The organism is Nonomuraea wenchangensis, from assembly GCF_900111685.1.
GTDB lineage: Bacteria > Actinomycetota > Actinomycetes > Streptosporangiales > Streptosporangiaceae > Nonomuraea > Nonomuraea wenchangensis.
Genome location: NZ_FOHX01000006.1, coordinates 480,082 through 498,450 on the forward strand (window position 1 = coordinate 480,082; position 18,369 = coordinate 498,450).

16 protein-coding genes are annotated in these 18,369 nt (G+C 73.4%); 13 read left to right on the forward strand and 3 right to left on the reverse strand.

From position 1 onward, the window contains the following. Positions 1-307 precede the first annotated feature (307 nt). From BMW85_RS21250 to BMW85_RS21260, 3 genes are all read left to right on the forward strand, one after another. The gene (locus BMW85_RS21250) at positions 308-907 is read left to right on the forward strand and encodes a hypothetical protein (protein ID WP_143082354.1); all 600 of its coding nucleotides are present in this window, start codon (positions 308-310) and stop codon (positions 905-907) included. A gap of 105 nt (positions 908-1,012) precedes the next feature. Further along, positions 1,013-1,756 carry an isocitrate lyase/PEP mutase family protein gene (locus tag BMW85_RS21255; RefSeq protein WP_091083881.1) on the forward strand — a complete coding sequence of 248 codons (744 nt, stop codon included), beginning with the start codon at positions 1,013-1,015 and terminating at the stop codon, positions 1,754-1,756. A gap of 49 nt (positions 1,757-1,805) precedes the next feature. Continuing rightward, the gene (locus BMW85_RS21260) at positions 1,806-2,456 is read left to right on the forward strand and encodes a class III extradiol ring-cleavage dioxygenase family protein (protein ID WP_091083883.1); all 651 of its coding nucleotides are present in this window, start codon (positions 1,806-1,808) and stop codon (positions 2,454-2,456) included. Here the strand turns inward: BMW85_RS21260 and BMW85_RS21265 are convergent. Continuing rightward, positions 2,432-3,346 carry a ribonuclease Z gene (locus BMW85_RS21265; RefSeq protein ID WP_177240796.1) on the reverse strand — a complete coding sequence of 305 codons (915 nt, stop codon included), beginning with the start codon at positions 3,344-3,346 and terminating at the stop codon, positions 2,432-2,434. The two genes, BMW85_RS21260 and BMW85_RS21265, sit on opposite strands and share 25 nt — an antisense overlap. Position 3,347: 1 nt before the next feature. On the opposite strand from BMW85_RS21265, the gene BMW85_RS21270 reads away from it, so the two are divergent. The 6 genes from BMW85_RS21270 to BMW85_RS21295 are packed head-to-tail and all read left to right on the forward strand — an operon-like array spanning position 3,348 to position 9,559. Next, positions 3,348-3,881, forward strand: a complete 534-nt coding sequence (locus BMW85_RS21270) for a methylated-DNA--[protein]-cysteine S-methyltransferase (protein WP_091084142.1) — start codon at positions 3,348-3,350, stop codon at positions 3,879-3,881. A gap of 54 nt (positions 3,882-3,935) precedes the next feature. Beyond that, complete coding sequence (gene miaA / locus BMW85_RS21275; protein WP_091083886.1) at positions 3,936-4,841, forward strand: tRNA (adenosine(37)-N6)-dimethylallyltransferase MiaA; 906 nt, start codon at positions 3,936-3,938, stop codon at positions 4,839-4,841. A 9-nt stretch (positions 4,842-4,850) separates the two neighbouring features. After that, positions 4,851-5,663 carry a diaminopimelate epimerase gene (gene dapF / locus BMW85_RS21280; RefSeq protein WP_091083888.1) on the forward strand — a complete coding sequence of 271 codons (813 nt, stop codon included), beginning with the start codon at positions 4,851-4,853 and terminating at the stop codon, positions 5,661-5,663. Positions 5,664-5,712: 49 nt separating this feature from the next. Next, complete coding sequence (locus tag BMW85_RS21285; protein WP_245774972.1) at positions 5,713-6,468, forward strand: SCO6745 family protein; 756 nt, start codon at positions 5,713-5,715, stop codon at positions 6,466-6,468. Positions 6,469-6,487: 19 nt separating this feature from the next. After that, positions 6,488-8,764, forward strand: coding sequence for a tetratricopeptide repeat protein (locus BMW85_RS21290; RefSeq protein ID WP_177240797.1), 2,277 nt, complete (start codon positions 6,488-6,490; stop codon positions 8,762-8,764). 36 nt (positions 8,765-8,800) lie between these two features. Next, positions 8,801-9,559: an SDR family NAD(P)-dependent oxidoreductase gene (locus tag BMW85_RS21295; protein WP_091083893.1), complete on the forward strand. Its 759-nt coding sequence runs from the start codon at positions 8,801-8,803 to the stop codon at positions 9,557-9,559. Positions 9,560-9,562: 3 nt separating this feature from the next. On the opposite strand, the gene BMW85_RS21300 is transcribed toward BMW85_RS21295, so the two are convergent. Both BMW85_RS21300 and BMW85_RS21305 read right to left on the reverse strand, forming a co-directional pair. Then, positions 9,563-9,940: a hypothetical protein gene (locus BMW85_RS21300; RefSeq protein ID WP_091083895.1), complete on the reverse strand. Its 378-nt coding sequence runs from the start codon at positions 9,938-9,940 to the stop codon at positions 9,563-9,565. A gap of 294 nt (positions 9,941-10,234) precedes the next feature. Then, the gene (locus tag BMW85_RS21305; RefSeq protein WP_091083897.1) at positions 10,235-11,224 is read right to left on the reverse strand and encodes a helix-turn-helix domain-containing protein; all 990 of its coding nucleotides are present in this window, start codon (positions 11,222-11,224) and stop codon (positions 10,235-10,237) included. A 159-nt stretch (positions 11,225-11,383) separates the two neighbouring features. Here BMW85_RS21305 and BMW85_RS21310 point away from each other — a divergent pair, with 159 nt between their 5' ends. Genes BMW85_RS21310 through BMW85_RS21325 form a run of 4 tightly spaced genes read left to right on the forward strand, consistent with a single transcriptional unit; the run spans position 11,384 to position 18,346 of the window. Continuing rightward, positions 11,384-13,780, forward strand: coding sequence for a GcvT family protein (locus BMW85_RS21310; RefSeq protein WP_091083899.1), 2,397 nt, complete (start codon positions 11,384-11,386; stop codon positions 13,778-13,780). Further along, positions 13,777-14,991 carry a sarcosine oxidase subunit beta family protein gene (locus tag BMW85_RS21315; protein WP_091083901.1) on the forward strand — a complete coding sequence of 405 codons (1,215 nt, stop codon included), beginning with the start codon at positions 13,777-13,779 and terminating at the stop codon, positions 14,989-14,991. The genes BMW85_RS21310 and BMW85_RS21315 overlap by 4 nt, the downstream gene beginning before the upstream one ends. Beyond that, positions 14,991-15,224, forward strand: a complete 234-nt coding sequence (locus tag BMW85_RS21320) for a sarcosine oxidase subunit delta (RefSeq protein WP_091083904.1) — start codon at positions 14,991-14,993, stop codon at positions 15,222-15,224. Before BMW85_RS21315 ends, BMW85_RS21320 begins: the two co-directional genes overlap by 1 nt. Further along, positions 15,221-18,346 (forward strand): 2Fe-2S iron-sulfur cluster-binding protein, encoded by a 3,126-nt coding sequence (locus tag BMW85_RS21325; protein WP_091083906.1) that lies wholly within the window; start codon positions 15,221-15,223, stop codon positions 18,344-18,346. The genes BMW85_RS21320 and BMW85_RS21325 overlap by 4 nt, the downstream gene beginning before the upstream one ends. Positions 18,347-18,369 lie beyond the last annotated feature (23 nt).

Consider the following 18,369-nt stretch of genomic DNA (forward strand, 5'->3'; position numbering starts at 1 on the left):
ACCCGGTGAATCCGATCTTGTAGAAATCGGCGTTTCCCCGTGGTATTCCGGCGTTCTTTGCGAGGCCGGACCAGGTGCGCCGCTGAATGCCAGGAATATGCCGACGACCGCGGTGGCGAGGACCCCGGCCGCTCCGGCGGCCGATCCGAGGCGACCCCGACTACCAGCAGAAATGGATCTAAGGGGGGACAAGTCGTGATTCCTTTGTGATTGGTGTGCGAGCATTCCGCTGATGCGGCTAGTGTGGTCCATCACCCGCGGAAGCCGGCGAGCTTTCCCCGATACGACCGCGAGGAGCTGCACCCTCATGCAAGATCCGACCTCACCGGATCGCCACGAGATCCTGTCCGGACCGGGCGACTCACGCCCGGTGGAGAACAATCACGGCGGCCGCGCCGCCGCCCGCCAGAAAAAGACCAAGAAGACCGCCGCCATCGTGGCCGGAGCGCTCGTCGCGCTGATCGCGGTGGGCGGCGGGGGCTACGTGCTGGCCTCCGGCGGCTCCACCCCCGCCACCCAGCAGGAGGCAGGGCGGCCCGGCCCCTCGCAGGGCACCGGCGCCGACGACAGCGCCGCCGACAGCGCCGCCGACGACCTCCAGGACGACGGCGCCGACGACGCGACCATGGGCGACGCCCGTACCGACGCTCCCGACGACGGCCTGCCCGACGACGGCAGCATGGGCGACGCCGCCACCGACCAGGGCCGCGCGGCCGACCCGGGTTCGTCCGGCACGGGCACCTCCACGAGCCGCGACTCCTCCACCGGCGCCGGCACGAAGCAGACCGGCGATGGCAAGAAGCCCACCACCTCGCCCACCAAGGCCCCGCAGTCCTCCGACGCCGACAACCCGGCGGACGGACCCGGGGGCCTGGTCTCCGGCCAGTGCGCCACCAGCGGCTGCTGAACCACCTCCGCTGACGCCGGGAGGCGGCAGGGGGCGAAGTGGTCCGGAGGTTATGGCCATCATTGGACCTTCGGGACAGGCCACCTCGCGCCTAGGGTCAGGGGCATGACGATCGACCACGCCGGTGTCCTCCGCGGGCTGCACGTGCCCGGAACGCCCTTGATCCTGCCCAACGCATGGGACGCCGCCTCCGCGCGCGCCGTCCAGGAGGCCGGCTTCCCGGCCGTGGCGACCGGCAGTGCCGCCGTCGCCCGGGTCCTCGGCCACGACGACGGCGAGCGTGTCCCGGTGGACGAGATGATGTCCGCCGTGGCCCGCATGGCGCGGGCGGTGGACGTACCGGTCACCGCCGACGTCGAGCGCGGCTACGGACTCAAGCCCGCCGAGCTGGCCGAACGCCTCCTGGCGGCCGGCGCGTCCGGCTGCAACCTGGAGGACAGCGACCCGCGCACCGGCGAGCTGATCGACCCGGGCGAGCAGGCGGACTTCCTCGCCGAGGTACGCGCGGCGGCCGGTCGGGCACTGGTGATCAACGCCCGCGTGGACACCTACCTGCGGGGCTCGACCTCGCGCGAGGAGGCGCTCGCGCGGGCGGAGCGCTACCTGGAGGCGGGGGCCGATTGTGTCTACCCCATCACGCTCGCCGACGAGGACGAGATCCGCGCCCTGGTGACCGCGCTCGGCGGGCGGCCGGTGAACGTGCTGTTCCGGCCGGGCGCGCCGAGCCTCGGGCGGCTGGCCGAGCTGGGCGTGGCGCGCGTCAGCTTCGGGGGCGGCCTGCACCGGCTCGTCCACGCCCACACCGTGGCGCTGCTGGCCAAGGTCAAGGCGGGCGACAGCCCCTTCTGAAGGGCCCTCGCGACCGGCGCGCGGTGACGGGCCGCGTACGCTTGCGCTCGTGCTTGCCGCCGCGGCCGTCTGCCCGCAAACCCCGCTGATCGTGACCGGGCTGCCCCGGCTCCGCGCCGCGTGCGACGCCGCCGTCCGAGGCGTGCTCGCCGCCCGTCCCGACGTGCTGATCGTGGTGGGCGGGGCCGCGGCCACCGAGGCGTACGCGGGCGGCGCGGCGGGCAGCCTGCGCCCCTGGGGCCTGGACGCCGGCGCGGGCACGGGCGAGCCCGTCCTGCCGCTGTCGCTGACCGTGGGCCGCTGCCTCCTGGACGGGCGCGTCCCCGACGCCTGCCAGGCCGTGGACCTCGACGCCGCGTCCGCCGAGTGCCTGGCGCTCGGCGAGAAGCTGGCCGCGACCGGCGACCGGGTGGGGCTGCTGGTGCTCGCCGACGGCTCGGCCTGCCTGACGCCGAAGGCGCCCGGCAAGTACGACGAGGCCGCCGGCCCTTTCGACGACCGGGTGGCGCAGGCGCTCGACGCCGCCGACCCGGCCGCGCTCGCCGCACTCGACCCCGTGGAGGCCGACCGGCTGTGGGCCACCGGCCGCGCCGCCCTGCAGGTGCTCGCCGGAGCCACCGCCGGGGCCGCGCCGCGCGGCAGGCTGCTGGCGCGGGCCGCCCCCTACGGCGTCGGCTACTTCGCCGCGCTGTGGGACTGACGCTTCGGCACCGGCACCTTCATGAGGTCGCGGGCCAGCACGACCTCCCCGTCGTAGCTGCGCCGCACCTCGGCCACGAACGCGGGCTCGTCGGCGAAGCCGTACCGTTCGGAGAAGTGCGTGAGCACCAGCCGCCGCACACCCGCGTCGGCCGCCACGAGGCCCGCCTCGTACGCCGTCAGGTGCCCGTACTCCTTGGCGAGCGCGCTCTCCCCCGACAGGAACGTCGCCTCGATGACCAGCAGATCGACCCCATGGGCCAGCTCGAAGACGGTGTCGCAGAGCCGGGTGTCCATGACGAAGGCGACGGCCTGCCCCGGCCTGGGCTCGCTGCACTCCTCCAGCGTGACGCCGCGTACGGACCCCTTGCGCTGCAGCTCCCCCACCTCGGGCCCGCGGATGCCGTGGGCGGCGAGCCTGGCGGGCAGCATGCGGCGGCCGGGCGGCTCCTGGACGCGGTAGCCGTACGACTCCACGGGATGGGACAGGCGGCGCGCGGTCAGCGGCCCGATCCCGGCGAGCGGGCCGGAGACGGGATGCTCGGAGATCACGTCGGTGTCGGCGAACACGGTGGCGTGCCGCAGCCGCCGCCAGTAGGCCACTCCGGAGGCCGGGAACACCGCCCGCACCGGATGCCGCACCCGGTCACGCGCGATGCGCTGCACGACGCCGGGGACGCCCAGGCAGTGGTCGCCGTGGAAGTGCGTGACGCAGAGCCAGTGCACGTCGTTCGCGCGCACCCCGGCGTGCACCATCTGCCGCTGCGTGCCCTCTCCCGGGTCGAACAGGAAACCCTGGCCGTCCCAGCGCAGGAGGTAGCCGTTGTGGTTACGGTGTCGGGTGGGCACCGCGCTGGAGGTGCCGAGCACCACGAGCTCACGAGAGGACACGATGACCATCCCTGAGACCGGGGCAGCAGGCACGGTGGCGGTGGCCGAGGTGCCGACGCCGGTGGGCGCGTTCGCGCTGGCCGTCACGGAGACGGGGCTCGTGACGTCGGGCTGGGGCTCCGGCGCGGGCCTGGCGGAACGGCTCGGGCTGGTCGAGGTGCATGATGCGGATCGTACGGCCTTGGCCGTCGCCGAGCTCAACGCGTATTTCGCCGGGGAGCTGCGCGCCTTCCGCACGCCGATCGACTGGCGGCTGATGGCGGGGTCGCGGCTGCGGGTGCTCCAGGCGCTGCACGCGGTCCCGTACGGGTCCGCCGTCACCTACGGCGAGCTGGCCACGCTCAGTGGCACGGGCGTGCCCGCCCGGGGCATCGGCTCCATCATGGGCTCCAACCCGATCCCGATCTTCGTGCCCTGTCACCGGGTGATCGCGGGCACCGGGCTCGGCGGGTTCAGCGGCGGCGTGGGCGTGGAGACCAAGCGGTGGCTGCTCACCCACGAGGGCTACCTGCAGCCGACCCTGCTCGACCTCTGAGGCGGGCCCTCCGAGCGGCTCGGACACTCCCCGGCCTCCGACAGACTGGTGCGTGTGCGTCAGCAGCCTGTCATCGCCGTCGTCGGCCCCACAGCGGCCGGGAAGTCCGACCTCGCCGTGGAGCTCGCCCTCCGCCTCGGGGGCGAGTGCGTCAACGCCGACTCCATGCAGCTCTACCGGGGCATGGACATCGGCACCGCGAAGCTGACGCCCGCCGAGATGCGCGGCGTGCCTCACCACCTGCTGGACATCTGGGACGTCACGGTCACCGCGAGCGTGGCCGAATACCAGCGGCTGGCGCGGGAGGTGTTCGACCGGGTCGCGACGCCGGTGCTGGTGGGCGGCAGCGGCCTGTACGTCCGGGCGGCGCTCGACGACCTGGAGTTCCCCGGCACCGACCCCGAGATCCGGTCCCGGCTGGAGGCCGAGCTGGCCGAGCGCGGCCCGGCCCCGCTGTACGAGCGGCTGCGCGGTCTCGACCCGGCCGCCGCCGCGGCGATCCTGCCCGGCAACGGCCGCCGCATCGTGCGGGCGCTGGAGGTGATCGAGCATTCGGGCCGGCCGTTCTCGGCCACGATGCCGTCGTACGACGCGCTCTACCCGAGCGTCCAGATCGGCCTGGAGGTGCCGCGGCCCGAGCTGGACGAGCGGATCGCGCTCCGGGTCGAGCGGATGTGGGCGGCGGGCCTGGTCGAGGAGGTGCGCGCGCTGCTCGGGCAGGGCCTGGCCGAGGGCCGTACGGCCGGCCGCGCGCTCGGCTACGCGCAGGTGATCCGCTTCCTGGAGGGCGAGTGGAGCGAGGAGCAGGCCCGGGCGGAGACGGTGCGGGCGACCAGGCGTTTCGCGCGCCGCCAGGAGTCGTGGTTCAGGCGTGACCCGAGGGTGCGGTGGCTGCCGTACGACGCCCCTGATCTTGTCGAGCGCTCCCTCGCCGAGATCCCCGGACACCTCGCACCCTAAACTTGCAGAATGCGCTTCCTGAAGGGTCACGGCACCGAGAACGACTTCGTCATCCTGCCCGATCATGACGCCGAGCTCGACGTGTCGGCCACGCTCGTCGCCAGGATCTGCGACAGGAGGACGGGCCTCGGGGCCGACGGCGTGCTCCGGGTGGTGCGCACCAAGCGGAGCCACGAGGTGGCCGGGCAGGCGTCCGCCGCGGAGTGGTTCATGGACTACCGCAACGCCGACGGCAGCGTCGCCGAGATGTGCGGCAACGGCGTGCGCGTCTTCGCCCGCTACCTCGTGGACGCGGGCCTCACCGGCTCCTCGGAGTTCGCCATCGCCACGCGGGGCGGCCTGCGCCAGGTCCGCATGGAGCCGAACGGCGACGTCACGGTCGACATGGGCAAGCCGACCGTGCTCGGCGAGAGCACGGCCCACGTGGGCGGCGTCGACTATCCCGGCATACGGGTCGACATGGGCAACCCGCATCTGGCCTGCGCCATCGGCGATCCGGTCGTCCAGCTCGACCTCACGCACCAGCCCGGCTTCGACATCGGCGTCTTCCCGAGCGGCGTCAACATCGAGCTGTTCAACCCGGTGGGCGTCAGCCGCGCGGTGATGCGCGTCTTCGAGCGCGGCTCGGGCGAGACCCGTTCGTGCGGCACGGGCGCGGTGGCGACGGCGGTCGCGGCGGCGGCCCTGTCGGGCGACACGACCGGCACGTGGACGGTGGAGGTGCTCGGCGGCACGCTCACCGTCATCCTCGACGAGGACACGAGCTACCTGTCCGGACCGGCGGTGATCGTGGCCAGCGGCGAGCTGATGCTTGCAGAATGATGTTCTGCTGAGGCATGCTGGGTCTGATTCCCGAACCGAGAGGTGGGACATGGCAGACCCACGCACGACCGCAGTCCAGGTGAAAGCGCCCATCGGGCAGCTCGGCGGCGGTTTCATGATCTCCCGCGAGGCCAAGGCCGCCTGCGAGGAGCACGGCCTCGGCCCCCGCGAGTTCTACTTCCGTGGCCGCTGCGGCGTGCTCGGCGAGTGCGACGCCGACGTGGTCCACTCCATCGCCGTCTTCTTCCCCCGCGAGCACGTCGAGGAGAGCTGGAACGGCGGACGCAAGCTCGCCGCCGACCGCGCCGTCGAGGTCTACGCCGAGGTGTGCCGCGACTGGGGCCGGCGCAAGCTGGGCGGCTACGACGGCTGCGCCAGGATCGCCGAGCTGCTGGAGCCGGTGGTCGCCGCGGCGTCGTCCGTGGGCGCGCCGCTGTTCGCCGGCTGGCGGGCGGTGCCGCTCGCCGACGACCCGCCGGCCCGCGCCGTCCAGCTCATGCACTGCGTACGCGAGCTGCGCGGCGGCCTGCACGCCAACGTCGTGCTCGCCTCCGGGCTGCACCCGCTGGAGGCCACGCTCGCCGCCGAGCACGACACGACCCCGTTCGGACAGGCCACCGGCACCCGGATCGCCCAGTTCTTCTCCTGGCCGGAGCCCTATCCCGAGCCGACTCCGGAGCTCGTGGCCCGCCGGGCCGAGGTCGAGGAACGCACCGACGATCTCATGGCGCCGATCTTCTCCGTGCTCGACGACAACGAATCGGACGAGCTGATCGGCCTTCTGCGTTTTGGGCACGCTCGTTGACCTGGCAGACTGGCTGCCCATGGACGTGGACATCTGGGCCTGGGTCGGCGACACCCAGCAGCAGCTTTCCGAGGCGGGCAACGTTGGCCTCGCCATGGCGCTGGGAGACCTTCCCGCACAGGCCTATGAGGGCCGATACCCGCAGCTCGACGTCATGGCCCCCGCCATCGCGCAGCAGGCCGAGACCCTTGAGCTGCCCTGGCTTGAGTTCTACGCCCGCTACTGGCACCTCGTCGGCCGCATCGGCGACCGCGCCCAGGGCGCGGTCGCGCTCGACGACGCGCGGCAACTGCTGGCGTTCGCCCAGCGCGAAGACGTACGCGAGTGCCCGTCCGCCCCTGCGGCGGTCGAGGCCCTCGCCATCGCCCTGGCCAACACCGACGGCCCCGGCTACGCCACCGAGCGCCTGGAGACGCTGGGCGCCCACCTGGAGGCCCTGAGCCCCGAGCGGCCCGCCTTCACCGGCCTCGTCACCCAATACGTCGCCGCGCTGATCGACGCCGGCAAGGCGGACGAGGCCGTCACCTACGCCGAGTCCGCCGCCGAGCGGCTGCGCACCGCCGGCCGCGCGCCGAGCTGGGAGCTCGGCGCCGAGCACGCCCGCGCGCTGCTGGCCGCCGGCCGCGCCGAGGCCGCGCTCGACGCCCTGCAGGCCGCCTCCGACCACCAGCCCGACGACCCGGTGGCCAAGGACCACCGCGACGGCGTGCGCCGCGCGCTGATCCTCGCCACGCTCGGCCGCGTCGCCGAGGCCGTCGACGCGCTGCCCGACCTCGACGTGGTCGGCGAGCACCCGCGCGTGTTCGTCGAGTGGTCGCGCGCGGTCGCCCAGCTGGCGAGCTCCGCGCAGATCACCAACACCTGGCAGCTCGGCCGGGTGCTGCGCCAGTGGATCGACTACTTCGGCATGATGGGCGGCTACCGCGCCCGGGTCGAGCTCGCGCTGATCGCCGGCGACCTCGCCGTCGCCCGCCAGGGCGTCTGGCAGGCCAGGCTGCTGGCCGACGTCGCCGAGTCCGGCACCGCCGAGCTGCGCGCGAGCGAGGGCCTGGCCGAGCGCATCGCCGCGCTACGGGCCGCCGCCGACGCGACCGCCGAGCACGAGGCCCCCGGCCCGCTGGAGGAGCGGGTGGGCCTGTTCGACGCGGCCGACGGCTTCAACGCCGACCCCGAGAAGTGGGTGGGCTGGCTGGCGCCGCTGTCCGGCGACGACCTCGAGGCGACCCGGCGCCACACCACCACGCTGGGCTTCCTCGGCTACCCCGCCGCCGGCGCCGACATCTACTGGAAGACCCTCGTCGACACCGGCAGGATCGGCGAGGCCGACGCCGAGGACGTCGCCTACCTCACCACCCTGCTCATCGAGGCCCGCCAGGACGAGCGGCTGGAGCAGATGGCCGCGCTGCTGCCGCACGCCGCGCAGCAGGTCGCCCTCGCCCGCCTGCACAGCGCGCGCGAGCGCTGGCCGGAGGCGCTCGACGCCGCCGAGCACGCCGTCGCGGCCGGGGCCGGCATCGACGCCCGCCGCCTGCTGTCCGGCGCCGCCCAGCAGCTCGACCAGAACGCCAGGGCCGCCCAGGTGCTGGTGGAGGTCATCGACGAGCTGGCCGACGAGGACGTCTGGCGCATGATCGTCATGGCCACCTCCGCCGAGGACTGGGAGATCGTCCGCAAGGGCGCCGCCAAGATCGGCATGCCGGTCAAGTCCAAGGAGGGCCCGATCGAGGAGGAGATGGGCCTCATCCGGGTCATCCTCCCCGCGCCCGACGGCGGCCAGCGCCAGGTCCTGTCGATCCGCACCGGCCCCGCCACCGCCCGGCTGGCCCTGCCGCAGCCCCGCGGCATGGACTACAACGCCGGCGACCTGGTCGTCTTCGACCCGCAACTGCTGGAGCCGGTGCCCGACGACCCGCAGGAGCAGCAGAACTTCGTGCCGCCGTTCGCGGCCGTACGCATCCTGCGGCCCGGCGGCTACACCAGCTACTTCTTCGACGGCGCCGCCCCGAGCGAGTCCGACTGGGCCGAGTTCACCGAGGTCATGGCCGAGCGCGGCTGGCCGATGTGGGTCTACAGCGACGAGAACTACAAGGTCACCCACCCCACCTCGGGCGAGCCGCTGCCGGGCGTGTTCGGCTGGGTCGCGGTGCCGCCGGACGTCAGCCCGCAGGAGGTCGACGCGCTGCTCGACGACGCCACCGAGCGCTGGGTGCACCCGCTGGCCTGGCTCGACCTCGCCCGCGAGATCGACGTCGAGGTCGGGCGGCACGAGCGCATCGTCAAGGAATACGGCCTGTAGGAGAAGTTCGGACCAGGTCCGAGAAGGGCGGCGCGGGTGCTGGAGCGGTTCCGTCTGGACGGGAAGGTGGCGATCGTCACCGGAGCCTCGTCCGGGCTAGGGGTGGCCTTCGCCCGCGGGCTGGCCGAGGCGGGCGCCGACGTCGTGATCGGCGCCCGGCGCGCCGACCGCCTGGAGAAGACACGGCGGCTGGTCGAGGAGACCGGCCGCCGGTGCCTGGCGGTGCCCGCCGACGTGGCGAGGCCCGAGGACTGCGACGCGCTCGCCGCCGCCGCGGTCGAGGGCTTCGGCGGCGTCGACGTGCTGATCAACAACGCCGGGCTCGGCACCGCCGTCCCCGCACTGAAGGAGACGCCCGCGGAGTTCCGCCAGGTGGTCGAGGTCAACCTGATGGGCGCCTACTGGATGGCGCAGGCGTGCGCGCGGGTGATGCGGCCGGGCTCGTCGATCGTCAACGTCGGCAGCGTGCTGGCCGAGACCACCGCCGGGCTGCCGCAGGCCGCCTACACCGCCTCCAAGGCGGCGCTGGCCGGGCTGACCCGCGACCTCGCGCAGCAGTGGACGGGGCGGCGCGGCATCCGGGTCAACTGCCTGGAGCCGGGGTTCTTCGCCTCGGAGATGACCGACCAATACCGGCCGGGCTACCTGGAGCAGATGGTGGACACCCGGGTGGTCATGCGGCGGCCGGGCGATCCCGCCGAGCTGGTGGCCGCCGCCGTGTTCCTGGCGAGCGAGGCGTCCTCCTACGTCACCGGCGTCGTCCTCCCGGTGGACGGCGGCTTCCTGCTCACCTAGAGGTCAGACGCTCACCTTCAGCTGGTGGACCCGCTGCTTCGACAGCCCCATCAGGCGCGCCGTGTCCGGCTCCGACCAGTGACTGGTCAGCGTCTTCGCGGCCTCGACGGCCAGTTCCGCGGCTCGTCTCGCGTGCGTCTCGGCCAGTTCCTTCTGGCGGTGATACGCCGCCACCACGCCCGCCACTTCCTCCGGGAGATCGAAGGTGAACTCGACGGCGGGGGTGTTCTCGGGCCAGGCCCATGCGTGAATCTCCGACAGGTCGCGCTCCAGCTGGGACAGGGAGCTCGCCACACCGACGCCCTCCACCTCGCCGGAAGGGCAGCGCGACACCCACCGTCCGTTCTCATAGGTGACGACATAGGTGATGATGCCTCTCATCGGCACATCCTTTCTGTGACCGCCTCCAGGCGTTTCATGGCTTCCCGGAAGGGTTCGGGATCGCGATCAGGGTGGCAGGGATCATGGCAGGAACCGAGATGACGCCGTTCCTATGACACGTAGTGCGCACATGTCCCCCCTGAGGTGTACAGCCAGTCGCAGTAGCACCCGCGGCGGCCACTGTCGCCGCCACCTCAGCGAGCTGACGCAAGTGCGGAGGTAGTTCCTCGGTCATGACCCGAGGGTAATTTACTAGGAGCCAGCCTCCTAGCTGAATAGGAGAATCGCCACGGCTCACTCGGGGAGCAGGTCGTGTTGGGCGGCGAGGACGCCGGCGTGGAAGCGGGTGCGGGCGCCGAGGCGTTCGCAGAGCACCTGGACGCGGCGCTGCACCGTGCGCGGGCTGAGGCCGAGCTGGCGGGCGATGGCGTCGTCCTTCATGCCGCCGGCGAGCAGGGCGAGCACCTCGGCGTCGGGGACCCGGGGCCGGCCCTCGGGCTGGAGGCGGTCCTCCGTCAGGCGCAGCGGCACGGCGGCCCGCCACAGCGTCTCGAAGAGCCCGACCAGGGCGTCCAGCAGCGCCGACGGGTGCACGACGAGCGCGCTCCCGACGGCCAGGTCCTCCTCGGAGGCCAGCGGCAGGATGGCGACGCGCGCGTCGGCGACGGCGAGCTTGACCGGCACCTGGCCGAGCCGGGCCTGCTCGCCGTCGGCGACGGCGCGGCGGGCATGGGCGAGCATGCCGGGCTGCTCGAAGGCGAGCGGGCTGTAGATACCGCGTACGACGGGCGCGCCCCTGCGGGCGGCGCGGCGCGCGTTCTGGTGGCCGTCGCCGACGTCCACCGCGTACGGCGGGCGCACCAGGACCAGCAGCTCCCGGGTGGCGTCGCGTTCGAGCTGGAGGTAGCGGCGGGCGACGGCGTCGTGCCCGGTGACCACCTCCAGCACCTCCTCCGGCTGCGGCCCGCCGCGCCCGGCGGCCTCGGTGGCCAGCAGCGCGGCGGCGGCGCGGCTGTGGGTCAGCTCCTCCTGGCGGCGGGCGGCGAGGATGTCGACGGCGATGTCCGGCGGGGTGGCGACGAGCCGGAGCGGCCGGCCGGCGACGCGGGAGGTGAGCCCGAGGTCCTCCAGCCGGGGCAGCAGGCGGCGGATGGCGGCGGCCGAGGAGCCGGTCTCGGCGGCCAGTTCGGCGAGGGTCGCGGGCCCGTGCCGGAGCAGCGCGCGGTAGGCCGTCTCCTCGGCGACGGTGACCCCCAGCCCTTCCAGTAAGCGCCGCTGTGCCATGCCGACCTTCCTGACATGCCATGATCCATGACGAGCGTACGGCGGGCCGGCTCCCGTGGTCCACAGGCCGGGGAAGGTCTTGTTCCGGGGGCGGGCGGGCCTTTATGGTCGTTGCGTAGTCCGGTGCGTGTTGCGCATTAAGGAACAACCGGAGGCGCCATGAGTCGGCCCCGCTTGGTGATCATCGGCGCCGGGATCGTCGGTTGCGCCCTGGCCGACGAGCTCACCGAACGCGGCTGGACCGACGTCACCGTGCTGGAGCAGGGGCCGCTGTTCGCGGCGGGCGGATCCAGCTCGCACGCGCCCGGCCTGGTCTTCCAGACCAACCCCGCCAAGACGATGACGGAGTTCGCCGCCTACACCGTGGCCAAGTACACCGCGCTCGGCGAGCACTGCTTCCGCCAGGTGGGCGGCCTGGAGGTGGCCACCACCCCCGAACGCTGGGCCGACCTGCACCGCAAGCTCGGCTGGGCCGAGTCGTGGGGCGTCGAGGCCCGGCTGCTCGACGCCGACGACTGCGCGCGGCTGTGGCCGCTGCTGGACCGTACGAAGGTGTTCGGCGGCTTTCATGTGCCCACCGACGGCCTCGCCGCGGCGGTCGCCTGCGGCGAGACGCAGGCGGCGCGGGCGCGCGAGCGCGGCGCGCGCTTCCTGGAACGGCACACGGTCGTCGGCGTCGAGCAGCACGGCGGCCGGGTCACCGGCGTGGCGGTGCTGGCCGACGGGGAGTACCGTACGGTCCCCGCCGACGTGGTGGTGTGCGCGGCCGGCTTCTGGGGGCCGTCGATCGGGAAGCTGGCCGGCCTGACCGTGCCGCTGCTGCCGCTCGCCCACCAGTACGCCAAGTCCGGGCCGCTCGACCTGGGCCGCCCCGGCCCCATCCTCCGCCACCAGGACCGCGACCTGTACTTCCGGCAGCACGGCGACCGCGTCGGCATCGGCTCCTACGCCCACCGCCCCATGCCGGTCACCCAGGAGGAGATCCCGGCCAGGGGCACCGTGATGCCGTCGGTGCAGGCGTTCACCGAGGAGGACTTCGAGCCGGCCTGGCGGGACGCGGTCGAGCTGCTGCCCGCGCTCGCCGGCTCGACGTACGAGGACGGCATCAACGGCGTCTTCTCCTTCACCCCCGACGGCTTCCCGCTGATCGGCGAGGCGCCGCACCTCGACGGCTTCTGGCTGGCCGAGGCGGTGTGGGTGACGCACTCGGCCGGGGTCGCGCGGGCGGTGGCCGAGCTGCTGGTGGACGGGACGTCTGGGTACGACCTGCACGAGTGCGATCTGGCCAGGTTCGAGCAGGCGCAGCTCTCCCCCGCCTTCGTCGAGGAGCGCGGCAAGCAGAACTTCGTCGAGGTCTACGACGTCATCCATCCGCTGCAGCCGATGGAGTCGCCGCGCCCGCTGCGCACCAGCCCGTTCCATGTGCGGCAGCGGGAGCTGGGGGCGTTCTTCCTGGAGGGGGCCGGCTGGGAGCGGCCCCACTGGTTCGAGGCGAACACGCCGCTGCTGGAGGGCCTGGCGGACGAGCCGTTCCTGGGCGCGGCGCAACGGGACGCCTGGGCGAGCCGCTACTGGTCGCCGACCGCCGCCGCCGAGTCGCATGCGACCAGGGAGCGCGTGGCGCTCTACGACATGACCCCGCTCAAGCGGATCGAGGTGAGCGGCCCGGGGTCGGCGGCGTTCCTGCAGCGCATGACCACGAACAACGTGGACAGGAAGCCCGGCTCGGTCACCTACACCCTGCTGCTGGACGCCAGGGGCGGCATCCGGTCGGACCTGACCGTGGCCCGTCTGGACGAGGAGCGCTTCCAGGTCGGCGCGAACGGCAACCTCGACCTCGACTGGCTCTCCCGGCACGCGCCGGGCGGCGTGCGGGTGCGCGACATCACACCCGGCACCTGCTGCGTCGGGGTGTGGGGGCCGCGGGCGAGGGAGCTGGTGCAGCCGCTGACGGACCTGGACCTGTCGAACGAGGGCTTCCGCTACTTCACCTGCAGGTCTGGATATATCGGGCACGTTCCGGTGCTGGCCCTGCGGGTGTCGTACGTCGGCGAGCTGGGCTGGGAGCTCTACACCACCGCCGACATGGGGCTCAAGCTCTGGGACACCCTCTGGGCCAGGGGCCTGGCGGTGGCCGGCGGGCGGGCCGCGTTCAACAGCCTGCGGGTGGAGAAGGGCTACCGGCTGTGGGGGGTGGACATGACGAGCGAGCACAACCCGTACGAGGCGGGGCTCGCCTTCGCCGTCCGCGACGACAAGGACTTCCTCGGCCGCGACGCGCTGCGCCGCGAGGTGACCCGCAGGCTGGTCCCGCTGCTCAGCGCCGAGGTCGTCATGGGCAAGGAGCCCGTACGGCACGACGGCCACATTGTCGGCTACGTCACCAGCGCCGCCTACGGGCACACCGTCCAGCGCCCGATCGCCTACGCCTGGCTGCCGGCCGAGCTGGCCGTCCCCGGGACACCTGTCGACATTTCATACTTCGGCCGCCGCGTTCCCGCGGAGGTCGCCGCCGAGCCGCTGTACGACCCCGGGATGGAGAAGATCAGGCGTTGACCCGGCCCAGCACCCACCCCGACTTCCTCTGGCGCGACCCCGACCCCCGCCCGTCCTACGACGTGGTGATCGTCGGCGGCGGCGGCCACGGCCTGGCCACCGCCTACTACCTGGCCAGGAACCACGGCCTGACCAACGTCGCCGTCCTGGAGAAGGGCTGGCTCGCCGGCGGCAACATGGCCCGCAACACCACGATCATCCGCTCCAACTACCTGTGGGACGAGAGCGCCGCCATCTACGAGCACTCGCTCAAGCTGTGGGAGGGGCTGAGCGAGGAGCTGGACTACGACCTGCAGTTCAGCCAGCGCGGTGTGCTCAACCTGGCGCACAGCCTCAGCGACGTGCGCGAGGGCCGGCGCCGGGTCGAGGCCAACCGGCTCAACGGCGTGGACGCCGAATGGCTGGACGCCGCCGAGGTGAAGAAGTTCTGCCCGATCATCGACGTCTCCGACCGGCCCAGGCACCCGGTCATGGGCGCGACGCTGCAGCGGCGCGGCGGCATCGCCAAGCACGACCACGTCGCGTGGGCGCTGGCCCGGCAGGCGGACGCGTACGGGATCGACCTGATCCAGGGCTGCGAGGTCACCGGCTTCGAGATCACCGGCGGCCGGGTCGCGGCCGTGCGCACCTCGCGCGGCCGGATCGCGGCGGGCAAGGTGGCGCTGGCCGCCGCCGGGCACACGTCGGTGCTGGCGGAGCTGGCCGGGTTCCGGCTGCCGCTGCAGTCGCACCCGTTGCAGGCGCTGGTGTCGGAGCTGCTGGAGCCGGTGCTCGACTGCGTGGTGATGTCGAACGCCGTCCACGTCTACGTGAGCCAGGCGCACAAGGGCGAGCTGGTCATGGGGGCGGGCATCGACGCGTACAACTCCTACGGGCAGCGCGGCGGCGTGCACGTGATCGAGGCGCAGATGGCGGCGGCGCTGGAGCTGTTCCCGATCTTCAGCCGGGTGCGCGTGCTGCGCACCTGGGCCGGCATCGTGGACGTCTCCCCCGACGCCTCCCCGATCATCGGGCGCACGCCGGTGGAGAACCTGTTCGTCAACGCGGGCTGGGGCACCGGCGGCTTCAAGGCCACCCCGGGCTCCGGCTGGGTGTACGCCGACACGATCGCGCACGGCCGCCCGCACCCGCTGGCCGAGCCGTTCGCGCTGGAGAGGTTCACCACGGGGGCGCTCATCGACGAGCACGGCGCGGCGGCGGTGGCGCACTGATGCTGCTCATCCCCTGCCCCTTCTGCGGCCCGCGCGACGAGACCGAGTTCCGCTACGGCGGCCAGGCCGGCATCGCCTACCCGGACGGCGAGACCACGGACGGCGAGTGGGCCGCGTACGTCTTCATGCGCGACAACCCCAAAGGCTGGTTCCACGAGCGCTGGTTCCACGCGCACGGCTGCCGCACCTGGTTCACCGTCGAACGGCACACGGTCACGCAGGAGATCCGATGAGATTCACCTTCGACGGCCACGCCTACCGGGGCGAGCCGGGTGACACGCTGGCCGCCGCGCTGCTGCGCAACGGGGTGCGCGTGGTCGGCCGCAGCGTGGAGCTGGGCCGCCCGCGCGGCGTCTTCACCGCCGGCCCCGAGGAGCCGAACGCGCTGGTCCGCGTGGGCCCCGACCCCATGCTCGCGGCCACCACGGTCGAGCTGTACGACGGGCTGGAGGCGTGGAGCCTGCGCGGCAAGGGCCGCGTCGACCCGGACGCGCGGGACGAGCGCCGCTGCGACAAGGGCTACCTGCACTGCGACGTGCTCGTGGTCGGCGGCGGCCCGGCCGGGCTGGCGGCCACGGTGGCCGCCGGGCGGGCGGGCGCTCGGGTGATCCTGCTGGACGACCAGCCTCGGCTCGGCGGCGACCTGCTGAACAGCCGGGTCACGCTGGACGGCCGGCCCGCCCTGGAGTGGGTGGACGGCCTGGAGCTGCCCGCCCGCGTGCTGACCAGGACCACCGCCGTCGGCTACTACGACCACAACTACGTGGTGGCCGTGGAGCAGCGGCCACACGGCGAGCGGCTGTGGCACATCAGGGCGCGGCGGGTGGTGCTGGCGACGGGCGCGCACGAACGCTCGCTCGCCTTCCCCGGCAACGACCGGCCCGGGGTGATGCTGGCCTCTGCCGCCCGCGCGTACGCCAACCGCTACGGCGTGCGGCCCGGACGGCGGGCGGTGGTGTTCGCCTGCGCGGACTCCGGCTACGAGGCCGCCCGCGACCTGGCGGACGCCGGGGTGGAGGTGCTGGCGATCGTGGACCCGCGGCCCGATCCGCCGCCGGTGGAGGGGGTGGAGGTGCTGGCCGGGCAGGTCGTCACGGGCACCTCCGGCGACGCCGACGGCGTGCTGAACGGCGTACGGGCAGGTGACCGGGACTTCGCGTGCGACCTGCTGGCCGTCGCGGGCGGCTGGAACCCGGCGGTGCAGCTGTTCAGCCAGTCCCAGGGCCGGCTCCGCTACGACGAGGAGCTGCTGGCCTTCGTGCCGGGCACGTCCGCGCAGGCCGAGCGGTCGGCCGGAGCCTGCCGCGGGCTCTACGGCACGAGCGAGGCCATCGCCGACGGCTACGCGGCCGGGGCCGAGGCGGCCGGGCAGTCCGGGCTTTCCGGGCACGGGCCGCGCGTCCCCGAGGACGACCGGCGGCCCCCGCGCCCGCCGGCGGCCGTCTGGTCCGTGACCGGTCCTTCATCGGAGCCCGCCTTCGCCGACCTGCACCGGGACGTGACCGTGGCCGACCTGGCGCGGGCCACCGGGGCCGGGCTGCGTTCCGTGGAGCACGTCAAGCGTTACACGACCGCGGGCACCGGCGCCGACCAGGGCAAGACCTCGGGCGCGGTGGTCGTGGGCGTGATGGCCGCCCTGCTGGGCGCGCAGCCGGGGCAGGTGGGGACGACGACGTTCCGGCCGCCGTACACGCCGGTGTCCTTCGCCACGCTGGCCGGGCGCGACCGCGGCGAGCTGTCCGACCCGGTCAGGACCACGGCCATGCACGACGCGCACGTCGCGCGCGGGGCCGTGTTCGAGGACGTCGGCCAGTGGAAGCGCCCCTGGTACTTCCCGCGCGCGGGCGAGACGATGGCGGCGGCCGTGCGGCGCGAGTGCGAGGCCGCGCGCACCGGCGTCGCCGCCATGGACGCCTCCACGCTCGGCAAGATCGACATCCGGGGCGCGGACGCGGGCGCCTTCCTCGACCGGATCTACACGAACGTCTACTCCACGCTGCCCGTCGGCGCCTGCCGCTACGGGCTGATGTGCGGCGCGGACGGCATGGTGTTCGACGACGGCACGACGACCCGGCTGGCCGAGACGCACTATTTCATGACCACGACGACCGGCAACGCCGCCACCGTGCTCGACTGGCTGGAGGAGTGGCACCAGACCGAGTGGCCGGAGCTGGAGGTGTCGTTCACCTCGGTGACCGACCATTGGGCCACGGTCGCGGTGGCCGGGCCGCGGGCCCGCGAGGTGATCGCCGCCGTCGCGCCCGGCGCGGTGGACCTGGCGTTCATGCGCTACGCGGAGACCGACGTGCTCGGGATGCCGGGGCGGGTGTTCAGGATCAGCTTCTCGGGCGAGCTGGCATACGAGGTGAACGTGCCCTGGCGGCACGGCCGCGCGCTGTGGGAGGCGGTGCTCGACCTGGGCGCGGTGCCGTACGGGACCGAGACCATGCACGTGCTGCGCGCCGAGAAGGGCTTCGCCATCGTCGGCCAGGACACCGACGGCACCGTGACGCCGCAGGACCTCGGCATGTCGTGGATCGTCTCCTCCCGCAAGCCCGACTTCGTCGGCAAACGCTCCCACGCCCGCCCGGACACCGCCCGCGCCGGCCGTAAGCGCCTGGTCGGCCTGCTGCCCGACGATCCGGCGGCGCTCGTCCCCGAGGGCGCGCAGCTCACCTCCGGCGAGGGGACGCCGGCGCTGGGGCACGTCACCTCCGGCTACGCGAGCGCGGCGCTCGGCCGCTCCTTCGCGCTCGCCCTGGTCAGGGAGGCCGAGCCGGGCGACCGGCTCACCGCCGTGTGCGGCGGCGAGGCCCATCCGGTCACCGTCTGCTCCCCCGTCTTCCTCGATCCGGGCAACGACCGCCGCGACGGCCTGCCGCTGACCGTGGAGGTGGGCCCCTACCAGGGGGAGCCGTGGCCCGCCGAGAGCCCGGCCGCCGCGTTCGCCGCCCGCTTCCAGGCGGCGAGCACCCCGGCCGCGCGGCTGCGGGAGATCGCCTTCGAGCCCATGTGGGAGGTGCGGGGGGCGGACCCGGGGATGGGCCTCGCGCTCGGCCCGTCCTGGTGGCTCGTCACGGGGAACGTCCCTCCCGGCCCGGAATGGGTGGACGTGTCGGACCAGCGGACGGTCCTGGAGCTGTCCGGCCCCGCGGCCGAGGAGATCCTTATCACCGGCTGCCCTCTCGACCTGCATCCGTCGGTGTTCCCCGGCCATGCCCAGACCTTCCTGGGGCGGGCGTCCGTGCTGCTGGAGCGGCGGGCCCCGGACAACTACCGGGTTTATGTGCGGTCGTCTTTCACCCGTTATCTCGCAGAGTGGCTACTTGACGCTCTTGGGGGAATCTATCCCTAAGCTTTACGAAAACTGGAGCTTCG

Coding starts and splice junctions, on each gene's coding strand:
- BMW85_RS21250 (WP_143082354.1), top strand. CDS start 308: ATGCAAGATCCGACCTCACCGGATCGCCACGAGATCCTGTCCGGACCG.
- BMW85_RS21255 (WP_091083881.1), top strand. CDS start 1,013: ATGACGATCGACCACGCCGGTGTCCTCCGCGGGCTGCACGTGCCCGGA.
- BMW85_RS21270 (WP_091084142.1), top strand. CDS start 3,348: ATGACCATCCCTGAGACCGGGGCAGCAGGCACGGTGGCGGTGGCCGAG.
- dapF (WP_091083888.1), top strand. CDS start 4,851: ATGCGCTTCCTGAAGGGTCACGGCACCGAGAACGACTTCGTCATCCTG.
- BMW85_RS21285 (WP_245774972.1), top strand. CDS start 5,713: ATGGCAGACCCACGCACGACCGCAGTCCAGGTGAAAGCGCCCATCGGG.
- BMW85_RS21290 (WP_177240797.1), top strand. CDS start 6,488: ATGGACGTGGACATCTGGGCCTGGGTCGGCGACACCCAGCAGCAGCTT.
- BMW85_RS21300 (WP_091083895.1), bottom strand. CDS start 9,940: ATGAGAGGCATCATCACCTATGTCGTCACCTATGAGAACGGACGGTGG.
- BMW85_RS21305 (WP_091083897.1), bottom strand. CDS start 11,224: ATGGCACAGCGGCGCTTACTGGAAGGGCTGGGGGTCACCGTCGCCGAG.
- BMW85_RS21310 (WP_091083899.1), top strand. CDS start 11,384: ATGAGTCGGCCCCGCTTGGTGATCATCGGCGCCGGGATCGTCGGTTGC.
- BMW85_RS21320 (WP_091083904.1), top strand. CDS start 14,991: ATGCTGCTCATCCCCTGCCCCTTCTGCGGCCCGCGCGACGAGACCGAG.
- BMW85_RS21325 (WP_091083906.1), top strand. CDS start 15,221: ATGAGATTCACCTTCGACGGCCACGCCTACCGGGGCGAGCCGGGTGAC.